Below are 26,910 nucleotides of genomic sequence, written 5' to 3'. Positions count from 1 at the left end.
TATCAGACTTGCCGTTTTGTGACAGAAACAAAGTATCAGCGTTTGTCCAGCGAGTAGACGAAAGGTGCTACCACTTCGATCGAGCCATTATTCAGCAATTCTGCCGGCGGCTTAGGCACAGTGCCGGCTCGACGGATCATCTCCAGGGTGGCCCGGTCCAGGGCTGCGCTGCCAGAGCCACCGGCCAGCGAGTAGGACACGACCTTACCTTCGGCATCGACTACGAAGCGCAGGCGGTTGATGCCCTGCAAACCGCGACGACGAGCGTCTTCCGGATAGCGCTTGTACTTCGCCAAGTGGCGCAGCAGGTCGCTTTGCCAGGTCGGCAAGGCGTTGCTGTTGGACGCGATGCTCGGTGCTGGCGCTGCCGATTTCTGCGGTGGCGCATTGCTCGGTGGCGTATCGGCAACCTCTTGGTCAACCGGAGGCTCATCTTTCGGCGGCTCAGGCTTTTTCTCAGGCTTGGGCGGCTGTGGCTTGGCCTTGGGCTTGGGCGGCTTGGCGATGGCGATCTTCGGTTTAGGCGCTTCTACCAGTTTCGGCAGCGGCGGTTCTTCAACCGGCGCCGGTGGTTGCGGTGCGACTTTCGGGGGTGGTGGCGGCGCTGGCTCAGGCAGCGGTGCCAGTTCGACCATCATCGCTGCCGGAGGCAGCTCGATGGCTTGGGGCACCGACCAATTGAGCGTCAGCAGCACAGCGACGGCATGGAGACCCAGCACGATCGCCAAGCTGCCGCTGTAACGCGCCAGATTGTGCCGCGTCTTGGTCATTTTTTGGCTGCCGTCTCGAGACCTACCAGACCGACTTTGAGGTAGCCGGCCGCGCGCATGTTGTTCATCACTTCCATCAGGTCACCATAATCCACGCCTTTGTCGGCCTGGAAGAAGATGGTGGTTTCCTTGTCGCCCTTGGTCTTGGCGTCGAGCATCGGGCCAAGCTGGTCGGGTTGGGCAACCTGATCGTCGCCGACGTAGAGCTTCTGGTCGGCCTTGACGCTGACGAACACCGGTTTCTCTGGCCTCGGCGCCGGCTTGGCGGTGGAGGCGGGCAGGTCGACCTTGATGTCGACGGTGGCCAGGGGCGCGGCGACCATGAAGATGATCAGCAGGACCAACATCACGTCGATGAACGGCGTGACGTTGATTTCGTGGTTTTCGGCGAGGTCGTCGCCACCTTCGTTGAGATGCAGGCCCATGGCTTACCCCACTTTCACCATGTGCGGGGCGGCGCGCTCGCCACCTTGGTGGTCCAGGTCACGGCTGACCAGCAGCAGAACCTGTGCCGAAGCATCGGACACCTGAGCCTTGTAGCCGGCAATGGAGCGGGCGAAGACGTTGTAGATGACGACCGCCGGGATTGCGGCGACCAGGCCCAGGGCCGTGGCCAGCAGGGCTTCGGCGATACCGGGAGCAACCACCGCCAGGTTGGTGGTCTGGGTCTTGGCGATGCCGATGAAGCTGTTCATGATGCCCCATACGGTACCGAACAGACCGACGAACGGCGCGGTGGAGCCGATGGTAGCCAGCACGCCAGTGCCGCTGCTCATGTTACGGCCGCTGGCGGCAACCAGGCGCTCCAGACGGAAGCTGACGCGCTCCTTGATGCCTTCTTTCTCGCGGGCGTTGGCCGACAGGCGCATTTCTTCCAGTGCATCGTGAACCAGGGTATGGGCCAGGGTGCCTTCCTTGTTGGAGGCTTCGCTGGCTTCCTTGAGGCTGGCGACCTTCTTCAGCACTTCGACTTCGCCGCGCAGACGACGCTTGGCACCCATCAGCTCGAAGCCCTTGGCGATCCAGATGGTCCAGGTGATGATCGAGGCGATGGCCAGGCCGATCATGACGATCTTCACGACGATGTCGGCGTTCTTGTACATGCCCCAAGGGGACAGGTCATGGGCCATACCCAGCGAGGTGTCCTCGACCAGCGCTTCGACGTTCTCGCCTGCTGCGGCCTGCCCATCAGCCACGCTGGCTTGAGTGGCGGCGCCATCGGCAGGGGCCTGGGCAGCTGCGCCTGCGGCAGGTGCGCTGGCGTCTGCTGGAGCAGCGGCGGCGGCCGGGGTGCTGGCTGCCGGGGCGACAGGCTCATCGGCCATGGCGACCGGGGCCAGTACCAGGCTGAACATCAGCGCGGCAATGGCGCGCCATGCGCGCGACGTGGTTGGCGAAGCGGAAGGTTGAGTACGAGTCATGCTGGCCGGACCTGATGAAGAAAATGAGTTGACGTTCACCACGGCCTCGAGGCAGGCCGAGAACAGATAGGGCGCCATTATTGCAAGTAATTCTTGTTAACAAAAGTAATAAGGTTGCTTTTTTTCACCTTTGTCTAGCCGCTGATCGCGTAATCCGGCTAGCCTGACCCTTTGAGAAATGGAGTTTAGAGATGTCGGATTTATCTGCTTTGATCGTCGGCTGCGGGGATGTAGGCGGTCGTCTAGCCCGACAGTTACTGGCTTGCGGCTGGCAGGTCAGCGGCCTGCGCCGATCGGTCGAGCAGTTGCCTGAAGACGTGAGGCGAGTTGCTGCGGACCTGGCCGACAGCAGCATTCCCGCTGCCTGGCCTGAGCAGTCACCTGACTATCTGGTGTACTGCGTGGCGGCCAGCCAGCATGACGAGGCGGGCTATCAGGCGGCCTACGTCGAAGGCTTGCGCAATGTTCTGGAATGGTTGCAAACGCGTGGCCAGCGTCCGCGGCGGCTGCTGTTCGTGTCCAGTAGCAGCGTATTCGCCCAGCAGAATGGCGAGTGGATCGATGAAACCGCTGCGACCGAGCCTGAAGGCTATTCAGGAAGGGTGATGCTTGAGGCAGAGCAATTGGCGCTGCACAGCGGTATCCCGACCAGCCTGGTGCGTTTGACCGGTATTTATGGTCCGGGTCGTGAGTGGCTGCTTAGCCAGGTGCGTCAGGGCTATCGCGTCGCTGAACAGCCCCCGCTGTATGGCAATCGAATCCATGCTGAGGATGCGGCGAGCTTGCTGGCGTACCTGCTGCAGGCGGATGCGCGCGGGGTTGCGTTGGACGACTGCTACATCGGTGTGGATGACGATCCGGCGCCGCTGGCCGATGTGGTCGCCTGGCTGCGCGGCTATATGGGGGTTACCGAGTGGTCGGATGAGCAGCGCGTGCGGCGCACCGGCAGCAAGCGCTGCAGCAATGCACGGGCGCGTGCGTTGGGCTGGGTGCCGCAGTACCCGAGTTATAAAGAGGGCTATGCAGCGATTCTTGAAGGGCGCGAGTGATACAGCTGCTCTGTGGGCTTGCCGGCCCTATCGCGGGACAAGCCCGCTCCTACAGGTTCGCGTTGATCCAGAAGGCGATACATCTGGTGTAGGAGCGGGCTTGCCCCGCGATGGCCTCGCAGTGATCAGCTACGTTCCAGCACCCACTGCCGCGGGCCCGGCGTCAGCTGCGGAATCTCATCGGGCAATGCAGTGTTGACCGCGCGGAAGATCTCCAGCTTGTCACCCTCACGTTTGAAGATGAACGGACCGCCACGCTGATTGCGTTCCAGCCACAGGGTATCGTTCTCTCCCCCCATGGTCGCGCAATCACCTTCCAGGCACAGCGCGTAACGATCAGGCCCTAGTAGGCCGGTCACGCTGCCGTTGTCGGCGAAGCGCACCACGCCGCCGCTACCTTGACCCTCGACGATCTTCCATTCGCCGCCCAGGTACGCTTTATAGAGGGCCTTCTCGAAGCTGCCGCCTAAAGGGGCATCAGCAGGTGCGGGTTGCTCGGGCTTTACAAAATCCTGCTGTTTGCCGTTCGGGTCGGTGACCTGTAGCGCCTTCCCGGACAGCTTGATGCGCTCGATGTAGTTGCGCTCGAACCTGGCTTCCCACTCGTCCCCCACAGCGCTTAGTTGGCCGTCCCCAGCTTCGAAGCCATTGCTGAAGCTGGCCTGCTGGCGGGCAACGTCGAGCTTCCATTCGAACACTGGGCCATGCGCTCTGAGGGCATGGCGCAGGCTGCCACCTTCTGCGGCGGCATCAATGGCGGCCTGGTTGATCCAGGTGCCGTTGTAATCTTCGGGTTTATGGCTGGCGCAGCCGCCCAGGAGCAGGGCCGCCAGCGCGAGAGGCAGGGCTTTACGCATGATGAAAAACCTTGAGGCAGGGAAGGTGACGGGCAGGGCGCCCGTCACCAGGGGCATCACTCGATGACCAGGATCGCGTCCATCTCTACCTGTGCGCCCTTTGGCAGGGCGGCCACGCCAATGGCGGCGCGGGCTGGGTAGGGCTGCTCGAAGTAGCGACCCATGATCTCGTTGACCTTGGCGAAGTGGCTCAGGTCGGTGAGGAAGATGTTCAGCTTGACGATGTCCTTGAACGAGCCGCCAGCAGCCTCGGCCACCGACTTGAGGTTCTCGAACACCTGCACGGTCTGGGCTTCGAAGCCTTCGACCAGTTCCATGGTTTTCGGGTCCAGGGGGATCTGGCCAGACATGTACACGGTGTTACCGGCCTTGATCGCCTGGGAGTAGGTGCCGATGGCGGCTGGGGCCTTGTCGCTGTTGATGACGGTCTTGGTCATGATGACTCCTTGCGGTTGGCGGACTACGCACGCATGCGGGTGATGCGGACCACGCCGGTCAGGGTGCGCAACTTCTTGATCACACGAGCCAGGTGCACACGGTCGTGCACGCTGACCACCAGCTGGACCACGCTGATACGGCCGTCGCGTTCGTCCATGCTGATCTTCTCGATGTTGCCGTCGGCAGCGTTGACGCTGCTGGCCAGCAGGGCGATCAGGCCGCGCTGATGCTCAAGCTCGACACGCAGCTCGACGTTGAACTCGCCAGTGACGTCCTTGGCCCAGGAGAGTTGCAGGCACTTCTCCGGGTTATGGCGGATTTCACTGATGTTGCGGCAGTCTTCCAGGTGCACGACCATACCCTTGCCCGCCGACAGGTGGCCGACGATCGGGTCGCCCGGGATCGGCGTGCAGCACTTGGCGTAGCTGAGCACCAGGCCCTCGGTGCCGCGGATCGCCAGCGGGCCTTCCGGCGCTGGCAGCTGCTCGCCTTCGGCAGACAGTAGGCGACGAGCGACCACATAGGCCATGCGGTTGCCCAGGCCGATGTCTTCGAGCAGGTCTTCGACGACTTCCAGGCGGTACTCCGTAAGGATCGGCTGGATGCGTTCGTGAGGGATCTTGTCCAGGCTGCTGTCGAAACCGGTCAGCACCTTGTTCAGCAGGCGCTCGCCAAGGCTGATCGACTCGGAGCGGCGTTGCTGCTTGAGCGCGTGGCGGATGTGCGTGCGCGCCTTGCCGGTCACTACGAAGTTGAGCCAGGCAGGATTGGGTCGAGCGCCCGGGGCGCTGACGATTTCCACGGTCGAGCCGCTTTGCAGCGGCTCGGACAGCGGCGCCAGGCGGCGGTTGATACGACAGGCGATGCAGCTGTTGCCGACATCGGTATGCACCGCGTAGGCGAAGTCGACGGCAGTGGAGCCTTTGGGCAGCTCCATGATCCGCCCTTTGGGCGTGAATACGTAGACCTCGTCCGGGAACAGGTCGATCTTCACGCTCTCGATGAACTCCAGCGAGTTGCCAGCGCGCTGCTGCAACTCGAGGATGCCCTTGACCCACTGACGGGCGCGGGCATGGCTGCCTTTTGGCTGCTCATCGTCGTTGGACTTGTACAGCCAGTGCGCGGCGATGCCGTTGTTGGCCATCTCTTCCATTTCGCGGGTGCGAATCTGGATCTCGATGGGCACGCCATGCATGCCGAACAGCGTGGTGTGCAACGACTGGTAGCCGTTGGCCTTGGGGATCGCGATGTAATCCTTGAAACGTCCAGGCAGCGGCTTGTAAAGGTTGTGCACGGCGCCGAGCACGCGGTAGCAGGTATCGACCTTGTCGACGATGATGCGAAACGCGTACACATCCATGATCTCGTTGAAGGCGCGGCGCTTGCCGCGCATCTTCTTGTAGATGCCATAGAGGTGCTTCTGGCGGCCGCTGACTTCGCCTTCGATACCATCGGTGGCCAGGCAGTTGGCCAGCGATTGTTCGATCTTGGCGACGATCTCTTTGCGGTTGCCGCGGGCGCGCTTGACCGCCTGGTGGATGCGCGACGAGCGCATCGGGTGCATGGCCTTGAAGCCCAGGTCCTCGAACTCTACGCGCACGGTGTGCATGCCCAAGCGGTTGGCGATCGGGGCGTAGATCTCGAGGGTTTCCTTGGCGATGCGTCGGCGTTTTTCGCCCGACAGCACTTCCAGGGTGCGCATGTTGTGCAGGCGGTCGGCCAGCTTGACCAGGATCACGCGGATATCGCGGGCCATGGCCATGGCCATCTTCTGGAAGTTTTCCGCCTGCGCCTCGGCCTTGGTCTCGAAGTTCATCTGGGTCAGTTTGCTGACCCCATCGACCAGTTCGGCAACCGTCTCGCCAAACTGCTGGCTGAGGGCTTCCTTGGCGATGCCGGTGTCTTCGATCACGTCGTGCAGCATGGCCGCCATCAGGCTTTGATGGTCCATGTGCATGTCGGCGAGGATGCCGGCGACTGCCAGCGGATGAGTCACGTAGGGTTCGCCACTGCGGCGGCGCTGCCCATCGTGCGCCTGTTCGGCGTAGAAGTAGGCTCGGCGGACCAGGTTGACCTGCTCCGGACCGAGGTAGGTCGACAGCCGTTCGGCGAGGGTGTCTATGCTCGGCATGGGTTTACCTCCTGCCGAGGAAGAGGTCCTGTTGCCGCACGACGTCGACCGGGCATCAATCAGACAGCCTCGTTGGACTCGTCCTCGAACGCGGCGAACACCGGATCCTCGGTGACGATCTCTTCGGCTGCGATGAATTCATTGGTGACGATGCCTTCGGCGATTTCGCGCAGGGCGACTACGGTCGGCTTGTCGTTTTCCCATGCAACGCGTGGCTCTTTACCACCGGTGGCCAGCTGACGGGCGCGCTTGGTGGAGAGCATGACCAGCTCAAAGCGGTTATCCACGTGTTCCAGGCAGTCTTCAACAGTTACGCGGGCCATGGTCTTCCTCAGTAGCAATGCGGTAGGCGTACAGCCCAGAATGGGCAGGCGGACTGTGTAGTTTAAAAAATCACCAGCCAATAGGGAAGGGCTGTTTTGTCCTTCCTTGGCGCTGCAAAACCCTGTGGGAGCGGGCTTGCCCGCGAAAGGGCCGGTACAGACGCCTTGTATGCCTCTGACGATAACGGCTTCACGGGCCAGAACACAACAGGCGATAACGCCCTAACGCAATAACGCACCGCGCAGATGCGGTGTCAGCTCCTCGAACAGTGTCTGCACCGAACGCAGGGCGCGGCAATCTGGGCGGGTCAGCAGCCACAGCTGGGTGTCGCAGCCCGGTAGCGGCGCACTCAGCGCCTCGACGTCGGCCATGCCACGCACCATGTAGTCCGGCAGCGCCGCCACGCCCAGGCCGGTGCTGACCAGCTGGGCAATGGTCGACATGCCGCTGCACTGGTAGCGTGGGATCAAGTTGGGGTACTGCTGGTTGCGCCAGACCACGGTGGGGTGGTCTTGCATCGAGTCGTCCGGGGCGATCCACGGCACGCTGTTGGCCGACTCGGCCAGGCGCTCGCGCAGGCTGGGGTGCCCGCAGATGACGTACGAGGTCGAACCCAGGCAGCGGCCAACCAGATGCTCGGGCGGCGTATTGGTCAGGCGCAGGGCGATGTCGGCGTCGCGTCGGCTGAGGTTGGCGAAGGTATTCGAGGTGCCCAACTCCAGCGACAGCGCCGGGTAGTTGGGCATGAAGGTCGCCAGCGCCGGCAGCAACAGGCTGTGCAGCACCGCCTCGGTGCAGGTCAGGCGCACCGTGCCGCTGACCACTTGTTCACCGCTGGTCAGGGCAATCCGCGCTGCCTCCAGCGCAAGTTCGGCGCGCTCGGCCTGCTCGGCCAGGGCTTGGGCAGTGTCGGTGGGCAGGTAGCCCTTGCGGCTTTTGACGAACAGCGCGGTGCCTAGCGCCGATTCCAGTCGGCGAATCGAGCGGAACACCGTCGAAACGTCGACCTTGAGTAGCTCGGCGGCCTTGGCCAGCGACCGCCCCCGCTCCAGGGCCAGGACCAGGGAAAGGTCGGCGTGGGAGATTTGATATTGCATTGGTGCACGCTCTGCTTGCCGAATTGCCAATGTCTGTTGCGTTGGGGCCATTTTATAGTGAAACGGCCTGCCCGAATCAATGCACTCGGTCGGGTCGATAAATCCCCACGATGGGACAGTGAAAAGAACAACAGCAGCAACCATCGTCGCCCGTGAGGCGCCAGCCGTATCTCCCCACATCGCCGCTCCACATCAAAGGATGTACAGCCATGACGTCGGTCACCCCATGCGCCAGTTCTTCCAGCGAGATGAAAGACTTCCTCCAGGCTCATCCAGACACCCAATACGTTGATCTGCTGATCTCCGACATGAATGGCGTGGTGCGTGGCAAGCGCATCGAGCGCGCCAGCCTGCACAAGGTCTACGAGAAAGGCATCAATCTGCCGGCCTCGTTGTTCGCCCTGGACATCAACGGCTCGACCGTGGAGAGCACCGGCCTTGGCCTGGACATCGGCGATGCGGACCGGATCTGCTACCCGATCCCTGGCACCCTGTGCGACGAACCCTGGCAAAAGCGCCCTACCGCGCAGTTGCTGATGACCATGCACGAGCTCGAAGGCGAGCCGTTCTTCGCTGATCCGCGTGAAGTACTGCGTCAGGTGGTGAGCAAGTTCGATGACCTGGGCCTGGACATCTGCGCGGCGTTCGAGCTGGAGTTCTACCTGATCGATCAGGACAACCTCAACGGTCGCCCGCAGCCGCCGCGCTCGCCCATCTCCGGCAAGCGCCCGCAGTCGACCCAGGTGTACCTGATCGACGACCTCGACGAATACGCCGACTGCCTGCAAGACATGCTCGAAGCCGCCAAGGAGCAGGGCATTCCAGCGGATGCCATCGTCAAGGAAAGCGCCCCGGCACAGTTCGAGGTCAACCTGCACCACGTCGCCGATGCGATGAAGGCCTGCGACTACGCGATCCTGCTCAAGCGCCTGATCAAGAACGTTGCCTACGACCATGAGATGGACACCACCTTCATGGCCAAGCCCTACCCGGGCCAGGCGGGCAACGGCCTGCACGTACACATCTCGCTGCTCGACAAGAAGACCGGCAAGAACATCTTCACCAGTGACGACCCGCTCGAAAGCGAGCAACTGCGCCATGCGGTCGCCGGGGTGCTGGAAACCATGCCAGCGTCGATGGCCTTCCTCTGCCCGAACATCAACTCCTACCGCCGCTTCGGCGCCCAGTTCTACGTCCCCAACGCGCCGAGCTGGGGCCTGGACAACCGTACCGTGGCCGTGCGCGTGCCGACCGGCAGCAGCGACGCCGTGCGCATCGAACACCGCGTGGCGGGTGCCGATGCCAACCCCTACCTGATGATGGCGGCCATCCTTGCCGGCATCCATCACGGCCTGGTCAACAAGCTCGAACCGGGGGAGCCAATCGAAGGCAACTCGTACGAGCAGTTGGAGCAGAGCCTGCCGAACAACCTGCGTGACGCCCTGCGTGCGCTGGATGACAGCGAGATCCTCAACCAATACATCAGCCCGGACTACATCGATATCTTCGTCGCCTGCAAGGAAAGCGAGCTGGCCGAGTTCGAAGTGTCGATCTCCGACCTCGAGTACAACTGGTACCTGCACACGGTGTAAGCCCATGAGCGCAAATGCGGTCCCTCTGATCGGTGTCAGCGCCTGCCGCCAGCAGGTGGGGAAGAACTCGTCGCACACGGTAGGCGACAAGTATGTGGAGGCGGCCGGCTTTGCCGGGACCCCGCTGATTCTCCCGGCCCGCGATGTCGCCAGCGACCCACAGGCGTTGCTGGCCATTCTCGACGGCATTGTTTTTACCGGTTCGCCTTCAAATGTCGAGCCGCATCATTACAATGGCGCCCCCAGCGCCGAGGGCACCCGGCATGACCAGGCGCGTGACCGACTGACCTTGCCGTTGCTGCAGGCGGCGATTGCCGCTGGCGTGCCGGTGCTGTGCATCTGTCGTGGTTTCCAGGAATTGAACGTCGCCCTTGGCGGCAGCTTGCACCAGCGGGTGCAGGAGCTGCCGGGCTACCTGGACCACCGCGAACCTGAGGACGCACCCTTGGCGGTGCAATACGGCCCTCGTCATGCTGTCCGCATCGAAGCGGGCGGGATGTTCGAGCGCTTTGGTCTGGCTGAGCAGTTTGAGGTCAACTCGCTGCACAGCCAGGGAATCGACCGCTTGGCCCCAGGCCTGCGCGTCGAGGCTAAGGCACCGGATGGCCTGATTGAAGCGGTGTCCATGCTGGACGCGCCGGGCTTTGTGCTCGGCGTGCAATGGCACCCGGAATGGCGTTTCGCCGAAAATCCGGTCTCGCTGCGTCTATTCCAGGCGTTTCGCGAGGCCTGCATCGCCCACGCTGCACGGGAGGGTTCGCGCCAGAAGACATTCTGACGTCACCCGAAGGTCTCGGATGACTCGCCCCCACGCAGCAGCTTTCAATGAGTGAAAGCGGACCCTCTTCGGACGGTCTGTGAAAACAATACCAATATCGACGGCGAATACTCATGAGCAATTACACTGAATCCGGCCGCCCACCCGATGTGGCGACCGATGCAGGCAACAGCGGCACGCGCGTCAGCAAAGGCTTGGCCAAAGGCCGCCTGGGCCTGTTGGCCAGCGTGGTGCTGGGCATCTCCACCATTGCCCCGGTCTACACCCTCACCGGAGCCCTCGGCCCTACCGTACGCGAGGTGGGTGCCCACCTTCCCGCCGTATTCATCGTTGGCTTCCTGCCGATGCTGCTGGTTGCCCTCGGCTACCGCGAGCTGAACGCGGCAGAGCCGGACAGCGGCACATCCTTTACCTGGTCGGCACGTGCCTTTGGCCCGATGATCGGCTGGATCGGCGGCTGGGGCTTGGTGGTGGCTACCACCATCGTACTGTCCAACCTGGCCGGGGTTGCCGTCGACTTCTTCTATTTGTTCCTTGGCCAGATTACCGGCGACCAGTCGTTGGCGGCGTTGGCTGATAATTTATTGGTCAATATCAGCACCTGTTGCGTGTTCATCGCCCTGGCAGTGTGGATCTGCTGCCGGGGCATGGGCACGACCATGACCGTGCAGTACGGCCTGGTGGCCCTGCAACTGCTGGTGTTGATCGGCTTTGGCTTTGCCGCGTTCGGTGAAACCGCCGCGCCGCCGCCGCTTGAGTTCGATTTCGCCTGGTTCAACCCGTTTGGGGTCGAGTCGTTCTCGGCATTTGCCGCAGGCCTGTCGCTGTCGATCTTCATTTTCTGGGGTTGGGACGTGTGCCTGACGGTCAGCGAAGAGTCGGTCGGTAGCGATGAGGTGCCGGGCAAAGCGGCAACCTGGACCGTGCTGCTGATCCTCGCCTTGTACCTGTTCACTGCGATTGCCACCTTGCAGTTTGCCGGTATCAGTGACGTCGGCTTGGGCCTGGGTAACCCGCGCATTCAAGAAAACGTGTTCGCCCACCTGGCCGGTCCAGTGATGGGGCCGCTGGCGATCCTGATGTCGATTGCGGTATTGGCCAGTACCGCTGCCTCCTTGCAGTCGACCTTCGTTTCGCCTGCGCGGACCTTGTTGGCGATGGGTTACTACGGCGCTGTGCCACAGCGTTTCGCCAAGGTTTGCCCACGGTCGCAGACGCCCCAGTACGCCACGATCTGCGCTGGTATCGCTGCGGCGCTGTTCTACGTGACCATGCGGACCCTGAGCGAAAACGTACTGGCCGACACCATCACTGCCTTGGGCATGATGATCTGCTTCTACTATTCGCTGACGGCGTTTGCCTGCGTCTGGTACTTCCGCCACAGCCTGTTCGACAGCCTGCGCCACTTCTTCATGCGCGGCGTGTGCCCGTTGCTCGGTGGTGTGATTTTGTCGGTGATCTTCGTGCGCACGGCAATCGACAGCGCTTCGCCAGACTTTGGCAGCGGCTCGCATGTAGGGGGCTTGGGGCTGGTGTTCGTGATCGCGGCGATCATCTCGCTGCTGGGGATTTGCCTGATGATGCTGTCGCGGCTACGGCTGCCGGCGTTCTTCCTTGGGGCTACCTTGCAGCAGCAGGCTACCCTGCAGATTCAGGAATAAAGCTATCGCGGGGCAAGCCCGCTCTCACGTAGCCCGCGAAAGGTCGGGGCTGGCGTGGGAGCGGGCTTGCCCCGCGATGTTTTTTAGCCAACCAATTGCTTGAGCAGCGCCCCATGGCGCTGTTTCTGTTTATCCAGCAGCAGACGGTTCGAGCGGAATACTGCTTTGATGTCTTCAAGCGCAGTCGCGAAATCGTCATTGATGATGACGTACTCGTATTCGCCGTAGTGCTCCATCTCGCTGACCGCTTCCTTCATGCGCCCCTCGATGATCTCCTCGCTATCCTGCCCGCGCCCGGTCAGGCGCTCACGCAGCGCCTCCTGGCTTGGCGGCAGAATGAAGATCGACAGTGCCTGCGGCATCAGCTCGCGAACCTGCTGCGCACCTTGCCAGTCGATCTCCAGGATCAGGTCGATGCCTTGATCCAGGGTCTGCTGCAATGCGCTGCGCGACGTTCCGTAGAAGTTGCCGAACACCTCGGCATGCTCAAGGAAGTCACCCTTGGCGATCAGCGCCTGGAACTCTTCATGCGCCACGAAGTGGTAGTTCACCCCGTGCTCCTCGCCCTCACGCTTGGCACGGGTAGTGTGCGAAACCGAGACGCGGATGTTCTTGTCGACCTGGGTCAATGCTGTAACCAGGCTGGTCTTGCCAGCGCCGGAGGGCGCCGAGACGATATAAAGGGTGCCGCTGCTGTGATTCATGGTAGGGGTGGCCTTACTCGATGTTCTGTACTTGTTCACGCATCTGTTCGATCAACACCTTCAGGTTGACCGCCGCCTGCGTACTGCGCGGGTCGAAGGCCTTGGAGCCGAGGGTGTTGGCTTCGCGATTGAGTTCCTGCATCAGGAAGTCCAGGCGCCGGCCCGCAGCGCCGCCGGACTTCAGCACCCGGCGCACTTCGGTGATGTGGGTATTGAGCCGATCCAGCTCTTCGGCAACATCGCTCTTCTGCGCCAGCAGCACCATCTCCTGCTCCAGGCGCTGCGGGTCGAGCTCGGCCTGCATGTCGTGGAAGCGGTCGAGGATTTTCTGCCGCTGTGCAGCGAGCATCTGTGGCACCTGGGCGCGCAAGGTGGTGACCTCGGTCGCCATGCCGTCCAGGCGTTCGTTGATCAGTCGGGCCAGTTCCTGGCCTTCGCGTTGGCGACCGGCCTTGAGCTCCTTGAGGGCTTCGTCGAACAGGGCGATGGCTTCGGCGTTGAGCGCCTGCGGATCGCTGGCATCACCCACCAGCACGCCAGGCCAGGCCAGTACTTCCAGCGGGTTGAGCGCTGCCGGCTGCTTGATCAGGCTGGCGATGGTTTCGGCAGCGGCAACCAGCTGCGCGGCGCGCTCGCGATCGACCTGCAAGGGTTTGCCGGTGCTCTCTTCACTCAGGCGCAGGGTGCATTCCACCTTGCCGCGCGACAAGCCTTGGCGCAGGCCTTCGCGCACCGCGCCTTCGAGGTCGCGCAGGGCTTCTGGCAGGCGCAGGTGCGGTTCCAGGTAACGATGATTGACCGAGCGCAGCTCCCACGCCAGAGTGCCTTGGCTGCCGGCGCGCTCGACGCGAGCAAAAGCGGTCATGCTGTGCACCATGGGGGAGTACCTCGCAAAAGATGGGAAACAGGGAAGCCTTTCGGCTGCAAGGCGCAGGATTGTAGCGCAGTGCGGCCCGGGCGCCCAATCCACCCATCCTATCGACAGCCTACGCGGCAAGTGGGAAAAGGCGACAGGCTGCCCGGGGCGCGACAATAGGCATGTCCCTGCCGGGCTACGGGCTCTATAATGCTCGGCAGATTCAAGTCCCAGTACAGGTATCCCAGATGAAACGTCCAAGTGGTCGCGCCGCCGATCAGCTCCGCTCGATCCGCATTACCCGCAACTACACCAAGCACGCCGAGGGGTCGGTACTGGTCGAGTTCGGTGACACCAAAGTCATCTGCACGGTCAGCGTCGAGAATGGTGTTCCCCGCTTCCTCAAAGGCCAGGGCCAAGGTTGGCTGACCGCCGAATACGGCATGCTGCCGCGTTCGACCGGTGAGCGTAACCAGCGTGAAGCCAGCCGTGGCAAGCAGGGTGGTCGCACCCTGGAAATCCAGCGCCTGATCGGTCGTGCCCTGCGCGCTGCGCTGGACATGAAAAAGCTCGGTGAGGTCACCCTGTACGTCGACTGCGACGTGATCCAGGCCGATGGCGGCACCCGCACAGCATCGATCACCGGTGCCATGGTCGCCCTGGTCGATGCCCTGCGCGTGATCAAGAAGCGCGGCGGCCTCAAGGGCGGTGACCCGCTCAAGCACATGATCGCTGCCGTATCGGTCGGCATGTACCAAGGCGAAGCAGTGCTCGACCTGGACTACCTGGAAGACTCCGCTGCCGAGACCGACCTGAACGTGGTCATGACCAGCGCCGGTGGTTTCATCGAAGTGCAGGGCACCGCTGAAGGCGCACCGTTCCAGCCTGAAGACTTCAACGCCATGCTGGCGCTGGCGCAGAAGGGCATGAACGAAATCTACGAACTGCAGAACGCCGCACTGGCCGACTGAGCGCAATGCCAAGGAGGTGCGGAACATGAGTGATCCGAATGTACCGGTCAATCTGCCCAATTCCGAGATCCGCCAATGGGCGATGTTCTGTCACCTCTCGGCACTGCTCGGCCTGGCAGTGCCCCTTGGCCATTTGCTGGGGCCGTTGGTGATGTGGATCTGGAAGCGCGAGCTTGATCCGTTCATCGATGCCCAGGGCAAGGAAGCGCTGAATTTTCAGATCAGCGTGACCATTGCCGGGTTTATCTGCTTCCTGCTGACGTTCGTGCTGATCGGTCTGGTGCTGTTCGCCATTCTGGCGGTGGCGGTGCTGATCCTGATCATTCTGGCGGGGGTCAAGGCTAATGAAGGGCAGGCGTATCGCTATCCCTTCATCTGGCGGCCGATCAAGTAGAACGAGTTGGGGCCGCTTCGCGCCCCATCACAGGCAAGCCAGTTCCTACAGATCAACACGATTCATGTAGGCGCTGGCTTGCCTGCGATGGGGCGCGAAGCGGCCCCAACTTGTATCAGATGGTCAGCGTCCAGTCGTAATCGACGATCAGCGGCGCATGCTGGGAGAACCGCGGCTGGCGCGGCAGGCGGGCGTTGCGCACGAAGCGGCGCAGGCCTGGGGTGAGGATCTGGTAGTCGAACCGGTAACCCAGGTTGAGCATTTCGGCCTGCTCGTTATCCGGCCACCAGCTGTACTGGTCGCCTTCACGGCTGACTTCGCGCAGGGCATCGACATAGCCCATGTCGCCGACAATCGAGTCCATCCACGCGCGCTCGGGCGGCAGGAAGCCTGGCGATTGCTGGCTGTCGCGCCAGTTCTTGATGTCGAGCTTCTGCTGCGCAACGTAGAACGACCCGCAGTAGATGTACTCGCGGCGCTTGCGGCGCTGCTTGTCCAGGTACTTGCCGAAATCGTCCATCAACTTGAATTTCTGGTTCAAGTCTTCGTCGCCGTTCATGCCCGAAGGCAGCAACAGGCTGGCAATACTGACTTTGTCGAAGTCTGCTTGCAGGTAACGTCCGTAGCGGTCGGCTGTCTCGAAGCCCAGGCCGGTGATGACTGCCTTGGGCTGCATCCGCGAATAGAGCGCCACGCCACCTTGGGCAGGCACCTCCGCATCGCAGGCATAAAGGAAATAGCCATCGAGCTGGAAAGCTGGGTCGTCGAGTTCAAAGGCCGAGGCGCGGGTATCCTGAAGGCAGATGACGTCGGCATTCTGGGCTTGTAGCCAGCTGAGCAATCCACGCTCGGCGGCAGCCTGAATGCCATTTACGTTCACACTGATGATCCGCATAAATGGCCCCAAAAATCTCGTGCGTGTATGATACCCGAGCTCAACTCATTTAGCTAAATCCGTGGTGTCTGGGACTCTTCATGCAGCCGTATCAGCGCGACTTCATTCGTTTTGCCATCGATCGGGGCGTTTTGCGCTTCGGTGAATTCACCCTGAAATCGGGGCGTACCAGCCCGTACTTCTTCAATGCCGGCCTGTTCAACACAGGGTCTGCCCTGGCTGAACTGGGGCGTTGCTACGCGGCGGCGATCGTCGACAGCAAGATCCCGTTCGACGTGCTGTTTGGCCCAGCCTACAAGGGCATTCCACTGGCGGCCACCACCGCCGTGGCCCTGGCTGACCAGCATCAGCTCGACGTGCCGTGGTGCTTCAACCGTAAAGAAGCCAAGGATCACGGCGAAGGTGGCAGCCTGGTAGGCGCGCCTTTGGCCGGTGAAGTGTTGATCATCGATGACGTGATCACTGCCGGTACCGCTATCCGCGAGGTCATGCAGATCATCAACGCCCAGCAGGCCAAGGCCGCTGGCGTGCTGATCGCGCTCAACCGCGAAGAGCGCGGCAATGGCGAGCTGTCGGCGATCCAGGAAGTGGAGCGTGACTTCGGTATTCCGGTGGTCAGCATCGTTTCGCTGACCCAGGTGCTGGAGTTCCTGGCCGATGATCCGCAGCTCAAGCAGCATCTGCCTGCTGTTGAAGCGTATCGGGCGCAGTACGGGATCTGACCGTCCTGAAATGAAAAAGGCGACCTCAGCAGGTCGCCTTTTTTTGCCTGTGCCGGCCTCATCGCGGGGCAAGCCCGCTCCCACGCAGGCGCAGTAACGCAGGCGCAGTAGCGCAAGCGTTGGCGTGGGAGCGGGCTTGCCCCGCGATGGGCCGCAAAGCGGCCCCGGGCTATCAGTAATGACGCTTGCGGTTGGTGATCAGGGTGCCCACGCCGCTATCGGTGAAGATCTCCAGCAGTACCGCGTTCGGCACGCGACCGTCGATGATGTGCGAGCTCTGTACGCCACCTTGCACCGCATCCAGGGCGCATTTGATCTTCGGCAGCATGCCGCCGTAGATGGTGCCGTCGGCGATCAGCTCGTTGACCTGCTCGGTATTCAGGCCGGTCAGTACCTCGCCTTTCTTGTCCATCAGGCCTGCGATGTTGGTCAGCAGCATCAGCTTCTCAGCCTTCAGCGCCTCCGCCACCTTACCGGCCACCAGGTCGGCGTTGATGTTGTACGACTCACCGTTGGCGCCCACGCCGATTGGCGCGATCACCGGAATGAAATCGCCCTTGACCAGCATGTTCAACAGATCGGTGTTGACCCCAACGACTTCGCCGACGTGGCCGATGTCGATGATTTCCGGAGTGGTCATCTCGGGCGTCTGGCGCGACACGGTGAGCTTCTTGGCGCGGATCAGCTCCGCGTCCTTGCCGGTCAGGCCGATGGCGCTGCCGCCGTGGCGGTTGATCAGGTTGACGATGTCCTTGTTGACCTGGCCACCGAGGACCATTTCGACCACGTCCATGGTCGCCGAGTCGGTGACGCGCATGCCGTCGATGAAGTGGCTCTCGATCGACAGGCGCTTGAGCAGATCACCGATCTGCGGGCCGCCGCCGTGCACCACCACCGGGTTGATGCCAACTGCTTTCATCAACACGATGTCGCGGGCAAAACCGGTTTTGAGCTCTTCGCTCTCCATCGCGTTGCCGCCGTACTTGATCACCAAGGTCTTGCCGACGAAGCGGCGAATGTAGGGCAGCGCTTCGGACAAAACCTCGGCTACATGGGAAGCGGCATCGCGATCGAGGGTCATGCAGGGCTCCTGTAAGGAACAGATAGTCGGTCAGAACGGCAGTTGCAGCTCAGGGGCAACCCGCAGCAACTGGGCGCGGAAAACATCCTTGATACGTTGCAATTCGGCGTCGCTGTCGGCCTCGAAGCGCAGCACCAGCACAGGCGTTGTGTTGGAAGCGCGTACCAGGCCCCAGCCGTGGGCGTAGTCGACCCGCACACCATCGATGGTGGTCAGGTTGGCGTCGCCCCAGTCAGCGTCGCGTTGCAGTGCATCAATGATGCTGAATTTACCCTCGTCGGTCACATCAATATTGATTTCCGGCGTGGAAATGTCGTTCGGGAACGCAGCGAACAGGCTTTCGGCGTCTTGCCCGGCCTTGCTGAGGATCTCCAGCAAGCGCGCGGCACTGTAGATACCATCGTCAAACCCGTACCAGCGCTCCTTGATGAAGATGTGCCCGCTCATCTCGCCTGCGAGCAAGGAGCCGGTGAGTTTCATCTTCTTCTTGATCAACGAGTGACCGGTCTTCCACATTAGCGCGCGACCGCCGTGCTGTTCGATCAGCGGGGTCAGGCGACGAGTGCATTTGACGTCGAAGATGATCTCGGCGCCTGGGTTGCGTTCCAGGACATCCAGGGCGAATAGCATCAGCAGGCGGTCGGGGTAGACGATATTGCCCGTGTTGGTCACCACGCCTACGCGGTCGCCGTCACCGTCGAAGGCCAGGCCGATATCGGCGCCGACTTCCTTGACCTTGGCGATCAGGTCTTCGAGGTTTTCCGGCTTGCCCGGGTCCGGGTGGTGGTTGGGGAAGTTGCCGTCGACCTCGCAGAACAGCGGGATCACCTCGCAGCCCAGGGCTTCGATCAGCTGCGGGGCGATCACCCCAGCTGCGCCGTTACCGCAGTCGACCACCACCTTGAGCTTTTTCTTAAGCTGGATGTCGGCGGTGACCTGGTCGAAGTAGCGGCCGAGGATCTCGACCTTTTCCACACGGCCTTCGCCACGGCTCAAGTCGTTGGTCTTCAGACGAGTCAGCAGGGCCTGGATCTGCTCATTGGCCAAGGTGTCGCCGGCAATGACGATCTTGAAGCCGTTGTAGTCGGAGGGGTTGTGGCTGCCGGTGAGCATGACACCGGACTTGCCCGCCAGCACGTTGGCGGCGTAGTACAGCGCCGGAGTCGGCACCAGGCCGACGTCGCTGACCTGGCAACCGGCGTCGACCAGGCCCTGGATCAGTTGCTCGACCAGCATCGGCCCGGACAGTCGACCGTCGCGGCCAACCGAGATGTTCGGTTCGCCCTGGGCCAGGGTCTGCGCACCGATGGCGCGGCCGATCCAGTAGGCGGTTTCGGCATGCAGGGTTTTGCCGACCACGCCACGAATGTCGTAGGCGCGGAAGATGCTTTCGGGCAGTGCGGGTACCCGCTGGGCCATGTCATTCATCTCTGGGAGCTCCAATCTTCAAAGGCTTGTGGGTAGACGCAAACTGAACGCTTGGACGGCTCTTTCGCCAGAGAGTTCGCCATCCTTGGCGTCAACGCGGTGCTATCGGCTCAGTGGCTGCCGGAGTGGCCAAAGCCACCGGCGCCGCGCTGGCTCTCGTCGAAGGCCTCGACGATGTCGAAATGCGCTTGCACCACAGGCACCAGCACCAGCTGCGCGATGCGCTCGCCAATGGCGATGGTGAACGGCGTGTTGCCGCGGTTCCAGCACGACACCATCAGCTCGCCCTGGTAATCCGAGTCGATCAAGCCGACCAGGTTGCCCAGCACGATGCCGTGCTTATGGCCCAGGCCCGAGCGCGGCAGGATCATCGCCGCCAGGCCCGGGTCGCCGATGTAGATCGACAGGCCGGTTGGGATCAGCAGGGTCTGGCCGGGCTCAAGCACGGTGTCTTGCTGGAGCATGGCGCGCAGGTCCAGGCCAGCAGAGCCGGGGGTGGCGTACTGCGGCAGGGGGAATTCGGCGCCAATGCGCGGGTCGAGGATCTTGGCTTGAAGAGCGTGCATGTAACTTATTGAACCTGATTGAGTCGTTCGGCGATGAAGGCAACCAGCTGACGGGCGATCTTGCCCTTGCTGGTCTGCGCGAAGAGGGTCTGGTGCTGCTGGCGATCGATAACGGTCAAGGCGTTCTCCTCGCTGTTGAAGCCGATGCTGGGGTTGGCCACATCATTGGCGACGATCAGGTCGAGGTTCTTGTCCTTGAGCTTGCGCGTGGCGTAATCGAGCAAGTGTTCGGTCTCGGCGGCAAAGCCGACGCTGAACGGACGGTCGGCCCGGCCAGCAATGGTCGCAAGGATATCCGGATTACGCACCATCTGCAGCAGCATGCCGTCGCCGGTCGTAGGATCCTTCTTGAGTTTTTGCGCGGCGACCACTTCCGGACGGTAGTCCGCGACCGCCGCCGAGGCGATGAACAGGTCGCATGGCATCGCTGCTTCGCAGGCCGCGAGCATGTCCCGTGCGCTGACCACGTCGATCCGGTTGACCCGATCCGGGGTCTGCAGGTGCACAGGCCCCGTGACGAGGGTCACCCTAGCCCCCGCTTCTGCGGCCGCTTCGGCCAGGGCAAAGCCCATCTTGCCGGAGCTATGATTGGTGATATAGCGCACCGGATCGATGTTTTCCTGGGTCGGGCCGGCAGTGATCAGCACGTGTTTGCCGGTCAGCGCCTGGCGCTTGAAGCTTTCTGCCGCGCACCAGGCCAGGTCGCTAGCTTCGAGCATGCGCCCCAGGCCCACGTCGCCACAGGCCTGGCTGCCGGAGGCCGGGCCGAACACCTGGATGCCGCGGCTTTGCAGCCGCTCAAGGTTGGCCTGGGTAGCCGGGTCACGCCACATCGCCTGGTTCATCGCCGGGGCTACGGCCACGGTAGCGTCGGTGGCCAGTACCAGGGTGGTCAACAGGTCATCGGCCATGCCCTGGGCCATGCGCGCCATCAGGTCGGCGGTGGCTGGGGCGATCAGCACCAGGTCGGCCCATTTGGCCAGTTCGATATGACCCATCGCCGCTTCGGCGGCGGGGTCGAGCAAATCCATGTGCACCGGATGGCCGGACAGGGCCTGCAGGGTCAGTGGAGTGATGAACTCGGCACCGCCGCGGGTCATGACGACGCGCACCTGCGCGCCGTGTTCCAGGAGTCGGCGAATCAGCTCGGCGCTCTTGTAGGCGGCGATGCCGCCACCCACGCCGAGAACGATGCGCTTGCGATACAGCCGCTGCATAGGCTTGCCTTTTTCCAGTGAGAGCGGGCGGCGACGCATGAAAACTGCCTGCGGCAGAACGTCGCATTTAACGAGGCGAAATAGATTAACACAGGGCCCGCGATATCCGCTCGGTGTGAAATCGACAGGAGGTTGAAATGGGTATTAGGGATTGGCCGTTGGATGAAAGGCCGAGGGAGAAAATGCTGAAACTAGGGGCGTCGCATCTATCTGATGCTGAACTCTTAGCTGTCTTTCTGCGTACGGGTGTTTCTGGGGTTAATGCCCTAGAGTTATCTCGTAAATTATTAAGCCATTTTGGAGGGTTTAGAAGGCTTTTGGAAACGGACTTCAGCGATTTTAAGCCTGGAATGGGGCTTGGCCTTGCGAAATATTCTCAATTACAGGCTGTGGTCGAACTCGCGAAGCGACACTTGGCAGAAATACTAAAACAAACAGCGGTTGTAGAGAGCCCTACTTTTGTTAAGGATTATCTAAAGCATCAGTTGCGCGGAGAAAAAAACGAAGTCTTTGGTTGCTTGTTTTTAGACAATAAGCATTACTTAATTGGGTTCGAGGTAATGTTCAAGGGCACAATCGATAGAGCGCACGTTCATCCGCGGCAGGTCGTTCGCAGGTCACTTGCAGTTAACGCTGCAGCTATGATTGTTTGCCACAATCATCCGTCTGGAAATGCTGAGCCAAGTCAGGAGGATGTTCATCTGACCAAGATACTTAAGAGCTCTTTAGCCTTAATTGATGTGAGGTTGATTGACCACATAATTATAGGCGACGCAGAGCCATATTCATTCATGGAGCATGGATTGCTGTGAGCTGGACGGTGAAAGTGCATGGCACTTTCACCGTAATCACTTTTATTGCACAGTAGGGAAGTCGACCTGCTCTCCGCTGTCTTGAACGGCTCTATCTACAACTTTTGATTCTACATCAAGATAAGAGTCCAAATGCTCGCTGGAGATAGGGTTGGCTTCCTTTTTGCTGTGAAGGCGAATGGCTGAGCCATCTGATTCTTTTCTTCGGTTGTTAAATGAAAATAGTGTAGTGTATCGGCTTGGTGATACACCTTCAAAATTCTCAAATACCACTTTGCCACTAGAGCTTTTGTCTATTGTGATGGCGTCGCCATGCAGCTTGATAGCTAGGCTCTTCTCATAGGGTTCAATATAAACTACTCGAGAAATACCAGCAGCTATGATATGCCGTGCACAGTTATGGCAGGGATAAGTGGTAGTGTACATTATAGAGCCAGAAGTGTTTCCGGTCCCGCCGCGAGCTATATTGATAATTGCTTCCATCTCGGCGTGAATAGCACGAGAATATTCAATGATCGAGCCTAGCTGGGTTTGCTCCAGGATCACCTTCGTCAGGTCTTGTGCTTCAGCGGTAGCAAAGGAAAGCTGCTTCACCGCGCTATCTTTTTTGGAATTGGTAAGGATTTCCACAATTCGCTTGGCAAGCTTTTGCTTAGTATCATCATTATGGCATTTTTTTCCATGATGAATGCAGCGTTGGTCTGGCTCCGATTCTGTATTGTAGAGGCCTCCACCCGCTGCTGGTACATCGTTCCATCCGACTGAAATCACATCACCGCTATCGTTAGTGATGGAAGCACCAACTTGGCGACTTAGGCACGCAGATTTAAGAGAGGCAGAGTAGGCTGCGTACATCCCTCCTTCATCTTTAGTCGGAGTGATTCCATTTTCGCCATGAACCAATCCTGCAAATCTCTTGCAGGGTTTAGTTATGTTGCCTACATTAGTAAGGCTATGCTTGACGAAGAAGTCAGCTCTATGAATGGTTTTTTCAAGCTGCTGGCCGTGGTCAACATTGTCTCGGCGGTCGCGCTCTACCAGACGCTGTGCGTCTACAGAGTTGAGCCCTTCGGCTTGCAGGTGCTCAAGGCGTGCTTGCTGAGGGCTCATTACTCCAACCAAGAAAAATGCATTTCTGTAGACGAGCTTAAAAAGATCAACCTCGGCGGGGTGCTTAAGTTGATCAACAATATATACTACGCGAGGCGGGTTAGCATCCCCGCTTTCATTCATCTTGATTTGACGCTCGGAGGAAATGGATTTTATTGCTTGAACAGCAAGTGCATCATCGCCTAAGGTGTTGCGGATGTGATTGCCTAGATCTTGCAAGGCTTCATATCTTGAAGAAAGAGAAAAGCTCTCGATCTGATCGATTTTGCCAAGATATTTAGCGGGTGGGGGCACATCTCTAAAATAGCTTTTGATAATGCTGCTTATTTTGATGTATTCAATTTCGTAGGAGAATGTGCTGAACTGTTCTTTAAGTTCTGTCACTACGTCTTGGAGGTTGCAGCCTACAGCACCGCAGACGCCAATGACTATCTCCTTAGTTCTTCTGGATTTTATTTTCTCCCGAAGATTCTCTTTGGCTTCCGGTTCTATTGCTTCGACCGATCCAATTTGTGGAAAGGCTTTAACGGTCCCTGTCGACATTTTTATCTCACCAGTTTAGCTTTTTGGCTCGCTCTAGTATTTGAGCAATCGCGGTTTTGTAATCTTTCTTCTTTTTTCGTTCTAAAAAAGCGTCTGAATAGATGACCGAGCAACGAGCGGCTTCATCAGTTACTGGTCTAACTAATGGACTTGCTACTCTCTCTTCTTGTCTCATCTCGACACCTGATCCTCAGCTTGTTGCCGTTTAAAACCGGCGCTTGTTCGTGATCATCCACTGCTTTTGGCAGCTTAGTTCACTAATCAAAAAAACACGGCAAAAAATCTACGGACGCGCCTCGTTTCTCCTGTAGGCTGGCCCCTTCCAAGGCGCCAGCCTACAGGAGATTTATGTTTTGTCAATCAGGAAAATGAGGCGCTAGGAATTTTGGCCGCGGAGGCTATCAGGTGTTCAAAAGGAATAAAAAAAAGGATGACCAGTGGTCATCCCTTAATATTCATCTATGGCCGAAATTACGGGCGTGATGCCTCAGCGAGTCACCGAAACCTTGCTGAAATCCAGCCGCCCAAACGGGTTCACCTGATACCCCTCGACCCCCTGGCGCAGCAATGTGGCGGCAGTGGGGTGGGCCAGTGGCAACCACAGTGCCTGCTGCTGAATCAGCGCCTGTGCCTGCTGGTACAGCCGGCTGCGCACGCTTTGGTCATTGGTGGTGCGGCCGGCACTGATCAGCTGATCCAGGCGGCTGTCGCAGAACCGCGCAAAGTTGGTCCCGGACTTGACCGCCGCGCAGGAAAACTGCGGGCTGAGGAAGTTGTCCGGGTCACCGTTGTCACCGGCCCAGCCCATGAACAGCAGGTCATGCTCGCCGGCCTTGGCGCGGCGGATCAGTTCGCCCCATTCGATCACCTTGATCTCGGCCTTGATGCCCACCTTGGCCAGGTCGGCCTGCAGCATCTGCGCGCCCAGGCTTGGGTTGGGGTTGAGCAGGCTGCCGGAAGGGCGGGTCCAGATCGTGGTGCTGAAGCCATCTGCCAGGCCAGCCTTGGTCAGCAGGGCCTTGGCTTTTTTCAGGTCTATCGGATAACCCGGCAGGTCCTTGGCGTAGCTCCAGGTATTGGGCGGGTAGGGTCCATTGGCCGCAATAGCGGTGTCTTCGAACACGGCCTTGAGGTAGCTGGTCTTGTCGAAGGCGAGGTTGATCGCCTGGCGCACTTCAGGCTTGTCCAGCGGTGGGTGCTGGCTGTTGATGGCGACGAAAGCCGTCATGAAGGCAGGCGTGGTGGCGACCTTGAGGTTGTCATCCTTGCCAGCTTCGGCAATGTCCAGTGGCTTGGGCGACAGGGCCATCTGGCACTCGCCCCGCTTGAGCTTTTGCAGGCGCACGTTGGCGTCCGGGGTGATCGCATAGACCAGCGGATCGACCGCAGGCTTGCCGGCAAAGTAGTCGGCATTGGCGCGATAGCGCACCACGGCGTCCTTCTGGAAGCGCTGGAAGACGAACGGGCCGGTGCCGATCGGCTGGCTGTTGAGCTTCTCCGGGGTGCCGGCCTTGAGCAGCTTGTCGGCGTATTCGGCAGAATAGATCGAGGCGAAGCCCATGCTCAGGGTGGCCAGGAAGGTGGCGTCGGCGTGGGTCAGGGTGAAGCGCACGGTGTGCGGCTCTGGGGCATCGATCGACTTGATCAGGCTGCCCAGCTGCAGCGACTGGGCGTGCGGATAGCCGCCGGACGCAGTCTTGTGCCAGGCATGGGCCGGGTAGAGCATGCGCTGGAAGCTGAACAGCACGTCGTCGGCATCCAGCTCGCGGGTGGGCTTGAAGTAGGGCGTGGTGTGGAACTTCACCGCGCCGCGCAGCTTGAAGTCATAAATCAGGCCATCGGCCGAGACCGTCCAGCTTTCGGCCAGGCTAGGCACGACCTTGCCCTGGCCGGGGTCGAACTCCACCAGGCGGTTCATCAGCACGTCGGCCGAGGCGTTGGTGGTGGTCAGCGAGTTGTACTGCACCACGTCGAAGCCTTCCGGGCTGGCTTCGGTGCAGACAGCGAGTGGCGCCGCCTGGGCGAGGCCGGCGAACAAAAGGCTGGAAGAGAACAGCAGGGAAAGCGCGGCGGCACGCATCGAAGCTCCTTGGCGAGATCAGTGGCCCATCTGCCAGTGCAGTCTGGAAACGTTCTACCCTAGTGCGAGCGTTGATAAATGACCACACCCTTTTTTACAAACCCTGCGACGAGCGGTCGACAGCCCGCCGGCCTTGTCGCTATGCTGGCCGCACTCACTTGGCCGACTGCAGAAACGCATCTTCTGTTGTTGCAGCCGAGTCTTTCTGGTATAAAGCAGCGCTCTTTTCTAGGGGCTCGCTCTGTCGCGAAAGCGGATACGGTCGATAAGACCCCCGGAAACACGGCGCCTGGCGCCATAGACTGAGAGATTAAGCGGCCAACCCATGCCGGGTTGGGCATGTGGTTTTAGAGGGCTGAGGCATGTCGAGAGTCTGTCAAGTTACCGGTAAGGGTCCGGTAACTGGGAATAACATTTCCCACGCAAACAACAAAACCCGTCGTCGTTTCCTGCCAAACCTGCAGCACCACCGTTTCTGGGTTGAATCCGAGAAGCGTTTCGTGCGTCTGCGCGTTTCCGCCAAGGGCATGCGTATCATCGACAAGCGCGGCATCGATGCCGTTCTGGTTGACATCCGCCGTGCCGGCGCCAAGGTTTAAGGGAGAGCATCATGCGTGAATTGATCCGTCTGGTATCGAGTGCTGGCACTGGCCACTTCTACACCACCGACAAGAACAAGCGCACCACCCCGGACAAGATCGAGATCAAGAAATACGATCCGGTCGTCCGTAAGCACGTGACCTACAAGGAAGCCAAGATCAAGTAATTGATCGGCAACCTGAAAAAACCCGCCTCCTCACGGAAGCGGGTTTTTTTATGCCTGGGAAATTAATCGCGGGGCAAGCCCGCTCCCACGCCGATCGTGATAGCGAGCTCGGCTGTTATTTCTGCTCGAACATCACGTAGATCTTGCGGCACGGCTCCAGCACTTCCCAGGTGCCTTTGAAGCCAGCCGGGATAACGAACCGATCACCGGCACGCAGGGTCTTGGCGCCCCCGGCCTCATCACGCAGCACCGAGACACCCTGCACGATCTCGCAGTACTCATGTTCGGTGTAGTTGACGGTCCACTGCCCGACCTCGCCTTCCCACACGCCCGCGGCGAACTGGCCGCAGGGGCTGGAGTAGTGGTTGTAGACAGCCTGGTCTGGCTCACCCTTGAGGATTTTCTCCGCCGCCGGGCGATAGCGTTCTGCCTCGGTCAGCACTTGGGCGAAGTCGATAATGCCGGTGATAGTCATGGTTCTCCCCTCTTTTTGTTTAATAAAATGCACATCAGTAGGCTTTTGAGCCTTCCGTGTCAAATATATTGATAGTTTACACTGGCTGGTTTAGGGTGACGGGTGCCAGTGTGCGCTTGTCGCCCGGCCAGAATTTCTGACAGCGCCCGTGAGTCTCCAGTGCGGCGTTGCA

28 protein-coding genes and 1 pseudogene are annotated in these 26,910 nt (G+C 60.4%); 10 read left to right on the top strand and 19 right to left on the bottom strand.

Annotation, left to right across the window (positions count from 1 at the left end):
- Positions 1-35: 35 nt before the first annotated feature.
- The 3 genes from AAZU54_RS18765 to exbB are packed head-to-tail and all read right to left on the bottom strand — an operon-like array spanning position 36 to position 2,191.
- Positions 36-770 carry an energy transducer TonB gene (locus tag AAZU54_RS18765; RefSeq protein WP_186553035.1) on the bottom strand — a complete coding sequence of 245 codons (735 nt, stop codon included), beginning with the start codon at positions 768-770 and terminating at the stop codon, positions 36-38.
- Complete coding sequence (gene exbD / locus AAZU54_RS18760) at positions 767-1,195, bottom strand: TonB system transport protein ExbD (RefSeq protein ID WP_186553034.1); 429 nt, start codon at positions 1,193-1,195, stop codon at positions 767-769. The genes AAZU54_RS18765 and exbD overlap by 4 nt, the downstream gene beginning before the upstream one ends.
- A gap of 3 nt (positions 1,196-1,198) precedes the next feature.
- Positions 1,199-2,191 carry a tonB-system energizer ExbB gene (gene exbB, locus AAZU54_RS18755; RefSeq protein ID WP_405129175.1) on the bottom strand — a complete coding sequence of 331 codons (993 nt, stop codon included), beginning with the start codon at positions 2,189-2,191 and terminating at the stop codon, positions 1,199-1,201.
- Between the two features lie 191 nt (positions 2,192-2,382).
- Between exbB and AAZU54_RS18750 the strand changes: the two genes are divergently transcribed.
- Complete coding sequence (locus tag AAZU54_RS18750) at positions 2,383-3,240, top strand: NAD-dependent epimerase/dehydratase family protein (protein ID WP_434727501.1); 858 nt, start codon at positions 2,383-2,385, stop codon at positions 3,238-3,240.
- Between the two features lie 125 nt (positions 3,241-3,365).
- On the opposite strand, the gene AAZU54_RS18745 is transcribed toward AAZU54_RS18750, so the two are convergent.
- From AAZU54_RS18745 to AAZU54_RS18725, 5 genes are all read right to left on the bottom strand, one after another.
- A complete protein-coding gene (locus AAZU54_RS18745) occupies positions 3,366-4,097 on the bottom strand; it encodes a hypothetical protein (RefSeq protein ID WP_434727500.1) in 732 nt (243 codons plus the stop codon).
- A gap of 56 nt (positions 4,098-4,153) precedes the next feature.
- The gene (locus AAZU54_RS18740; protein ID WP_186553030.1) at positions 4,154-4,534 is read right to left on the bottom strand and encodes a RidA family protein; all 381 of its coding nucleotides are present in this window, start codon (positions 4,532-4,534) and stop codon (positions 4,154-4,156) included.
- 23 nt (positions 4,535-4,557) lie between these two features.
- Positions 4,558-6,666, bottom strand: a complete 2,109-nt coding sequence (gene spoT / locus AAZU54_RS18735) for a bifunctional GTP diphosphokinase/guanosine-3',5'-bis pyrophosphate 3'-pyrophosphohydrolase (RefSeq protein ID WP_264234008.1) — start codon at positions 6,664-6,666, stop codon at positions 4,558-4,560.
- 59 nt (positions 6,667-6,725) lie between these two features.
- Entirely contained in the window at positions 6,726-6,989 is a 264-nt protein-coding gene (rpoZ, locus tag AAZU54_RS18730) for a DNA-directed RNA polymerase subunit omega (RefSeq protein ID WP_012312123.1), read from the bottom strand.
- A 222-nt stretch (positions 6,990-7,211) separates the two neighbouring features.
- Positions 7,212-8,087 carry a LysR family transcriptional regulator gene (locus tag AAZU54_RS18725; RefSeq protein WP_434727499.1) on the bottom strand — a complete coding sequence of 292 codons (876 nt, stop codon included), beginning with the start codon at positions 8,085-8,087 and terminating at the stop codon, positions 7,212-7,214.
- A gap of 248 nt (positions 8,088-8,335) precedes the next feature.
- Here AAZU54_RS18725 and AAZU54_RS18720 point away from each other — a divergent pair, with 248 nt between their 5' ends.
- The 3 genes from AAZU54_RS18720 (at position 8,336) to AAZU54_RS18710 (ending at position 12,118) form a co-directional block, all read left to right on the top strand.
- The gene (locus AAZU54_RS18720) at positions 8,336-9,679 is read left to right on the top strand and encodes a glutamine synthetase family protein (protein ID WP_372353292.1); all 1,344 of its coding nucleotides are present in this window, start codon (positions 8,336-8,338) and stop codon (positions 9,677-9,679) included.
- A 4-nt stretch (positions 9,680-9,683) separates the two neighbouring features.
- The gene (locus AAZU54_RS18715) at positions 9,684-10,457 is read left to right on the top strand and encodes a gamma-glutamyl-gamma-aminobutyrate hydrolase family protein (protein WP_434727498.1); all 774 of its coding nucleotides are present in this window, start codon (positions 9,684-9,686) and stop codon (positions 10,455-10,457) included.
- A gap of 113 nt (positions 10,458-10,570) precedes the next feature.
- On the top strand, positions 10,571-12,118 hold the full coding sequence (locus tag AAZU54_RS18710) for an APC family permease (protein WP_186553025.1): 1,548 nt from the start codon (positions 10,571-10,573) through the stop codon (positions 12,116-12,118).
- Between the two features lie 83 nt (positions 12,119-12,201).
- On the opposite strand, the gene gmk is transcribed toward AAZU54_RS18710, so the two are convergent.
- Together gmk and AAZU54_RS18700 are read right to left on the bottom strand one after the other, a co-directional pair.
- The gene (gmk, locus tag AAZU54_RS18705; RefSeq protein ID WP_186553024.1) at positions 12,202-12,822 is read right to left on the bottom strand and encodes a guanylate kinase; all 621 of its coding nucleotides are present in this window, start codon (positions 12,820-12,822) and stop codon (positions 12,202-12,204) included.
- 13 nt (positions 12,823-12,835) lie between these two features.
- Entirely contained in the window at positions 12,836-13,699 is an 864-nt protein-coding gene (locus tag AAZU54_RS18700; protein ID WP_186553023.1) for a YicC/YloC family endoribonuclease, read from the bottom strand.
- A gap of 227 nt (positions 13,700-13,926) precedes the next feature.
- On the opposite strand from AAZU54_RS18700, the gene rph reads away from it, so the two are divergent.
- Together rph and AAZU54_RS18690 are read left to right on the top strand one after the other, a co-directional pair.
- Positions 13,927-14,649, top strand: coding sequence for a ribonuclease PH (gene rph, locus AAZU54_RS18695; protein WP_186553022.1), 723 nt, complete (start codon positions 13,927-13,929; stop codon positions 14,647-14,649).
- Between the two features lie 25 nt (positions 14,650-14,674).
- Positions 14,675-15,043 carry a DUF4870 domain-containing protein gene (locus AAZU54_RS18690; RefSeq protein WP_186553021.1) on the top strand — a complete coding sequence of 123 codons (369 nt, stop codon included), beginning with the start codon at positions 14,675-14,677 and terminating at the stop codon, positions 15,041-15,043.
- Positions 15,044-15,158: 115 nt separating this feature from the next.
- On the opposite strand, the gene AAZU54_RS18685 is transcribed toward AAZU54_RS18690, so the two are convergent.
- On the bottom strand, positions 15,159-15,938 hold the full coding sequence (locus AAZU54_RS18685; RefSeq protein ID WP_186553020.1) for an exodeoxyribonuclease III: 780 nt from the start codon (positions 15,936-15,938) through the stop codon (positions 15,159-15,161).
- An 80-nt stretch (positions 15,939-16,018) separates the two neighbouring features.
- Between AAZU54_RS18685 and pyrE the strand changes: the two genes are divergently transcribed.
- Positions 16,019-16,660, top strand: coding sequence for an orotate phosphoribosyltransferase (gene pyrE / locus AAZU54_RS18680; protein ID WP_014861506.1), 642 nt, complete (start codon positions 16,019-16,021; stop codon positions 16,658-16,660).
- Between the two features lie 172 nt (positions 16,661-16,832).
- Here the strand turns inward: pyrE and argB are convergent, their stop codons facing one another.
- The 4 genes and pseudogenes from argB to coaBC form a co-directional block, all read right to left on the bottom strand.
- Positions 16,833-17,741: an acetylglutamate kinase gene (gene argB / locus AAZU54_RS18675; RefSeq protein WP_186553019.1), complete on the bottom strand. Its 909-nt coding sequence runs from the start codon at positions 17,739-17,741 to the stop codon at positions 16,833-16,835.
- A 30-nt stretch (positions 17,742-17,771) separates the two neighbouring features.
- Positions 17,772-19,151, bottom strand: a pseudogene (locus AAZU54_RS18670) (phosphomannomutase/phosphoglucomutase); the annotation flags it as partial.
- A 128-nt stretch (positions 19,152-19,279) separates the two neighbouring features.
- Complete coding sequence (dut, locus tag AAZU54_RS18665; protein WP_186553017.1) at positions 19,280-19,735, bottom strand: dUTP diphosphatase; 456 nt, start codon at positions 19,733-19,735, stop codon at positions 19,280-19,282.
- A gap of 5 nt (positions 19,736-19,740) precedes the next feature.
- Positions 19,741-20,952 (bottom strand): bifunctional phosphopantothenoylcysteine decarboxylase/phosphopantothenate--cysteine ligase CoaBC, encoded by a 1,212-nt coding sequence (gene coaBC / locus AAZU54_RS18660; RefSeq protein WP_434727503.1) that lies wholly within the window; start codon positions 20,950-20,952, stop codon positions 19,741-19,743.
- Between the two features lie 137 nt (positions 20,953-21,089).
- Here coaBC and radC point away from each other — a divergent pair, with 137 nt between their 5' ends.
- Positions 21,090-21,764, top strand: coding sequence for a RadC family protein (gene radC / locus AAZU54_RS18655; protein ID WP_434727497.1), 675 nt, complete (start codon positions 21,090-21,092; stop codon positions 21,762-21,764).
- 42 nt (positions 21,765-21,806) lie between these two features.
- Here radC and AAZU54_RS18650 read toward each other — a convergent pair whose 3' ends face one another.
- The 3 genes from AAZU54_RS18650 to AAZU54_RS18640 form a co-directional block, all read right to left on the bottom strand.
- The gene (locus tag AAZU54_RS18650; RefSeq protein ID WP_434727496.1) at positions 21,807-23,417 is read right to left on the bottom strand and encodes an anti-phage dCTP deaminase; all 1,611 of its coding nucleotides are present in this window, start codon (positions 23,415-23,417) and stop codon (positions 21,807-21,809) included.
- Positions 23,418-23,424: 7 nt separating this feature from the next.
- Entirely contained in the window at positions 23,425-23,592 is a 168-nt protein-coding gene (locus AAZU54_RS18645) for a hypothetical protein (protein WP_434727495.1), read from the bottom strand.
- Positions 23,593-23,904: 312 nt separating this feature from the next.
- Complete coding sequence (locus tag AAZU54_RS18640) at positions 23,905-25,497, bottom strand: ABC transporter substrate-binding protein (protein WP_434727494.1); 1,593 nt, start codon at positions 25,495-25,497, stop codon at positions 23,905-23,907.
- A gap of 362 nt (positions 25,498-25,859) precedes the next feature.
- Here AAZU54_RS18640 and rpmB point away from each other — a divergent pair, with 362 nt between their 5' ends.
- Both rpmB and rpmG read left to right on the top strand, forming a co-directional pair.
- Positions 25,860-26,096 (top strand): 50S ribosomal protein L28, encoded by a 237-nt coding sequence (gene rpmB, locus AAZU54_RS18635; protein ID WP_023629974.1) that lies wholly within the window; start codon positions 25,860-25,862, stop codon positions 26,094-26,096.
- 11 nt (positions 26,097-26,107) lie between these two features.
- The gene (gene rpmG, locus AAZU54_RS18630) at positions 26,108-26,263 is read left to right on the top strand and encodes a 50S ribosomal protein L33 (protein ID WP_021702025.1); all 156 of its coding nucleotides are present in this window, start codon (positions 26,108-26,110) and stop codon (positions 26,261-26,263) included.
- Between the two features lie 115 nt (positions 26,264-26,378).
- Here rpmG and AAZU54_RS18625 read toward each other — a convergent pair whose 3' ends face one another.
- A complete protein-coding gene (locus AAZU54_RS18625; RefSeq protein WP_186553014.1) occupies positions 26,379-26,738 on the bottom strand; it encodes a cupin domain-containing protein in 360 nt (119 codons plus the stop codon).
- Positions 26,739-26,910 lie beyond the last annotated feature (172 nt).

This window comes from Pseudomonas sp. Je.1.5.c, assembly GCF_051129895.1.
In the GTDB taxonomy this organism is placed as follows: domain Bacteria; phylum Pseudomonadota; class Gammaproteobacteria; order Pseudomonadales; family Pseudomonadaceae; genus Aquipseudomonas; species Aquipseudomonas urmiensis.
The sequence above is the reverse complement of the archived record's forward strand: the minus strand, read 5'-3'. Positions and strand labels throughout refer to the sequence as shown.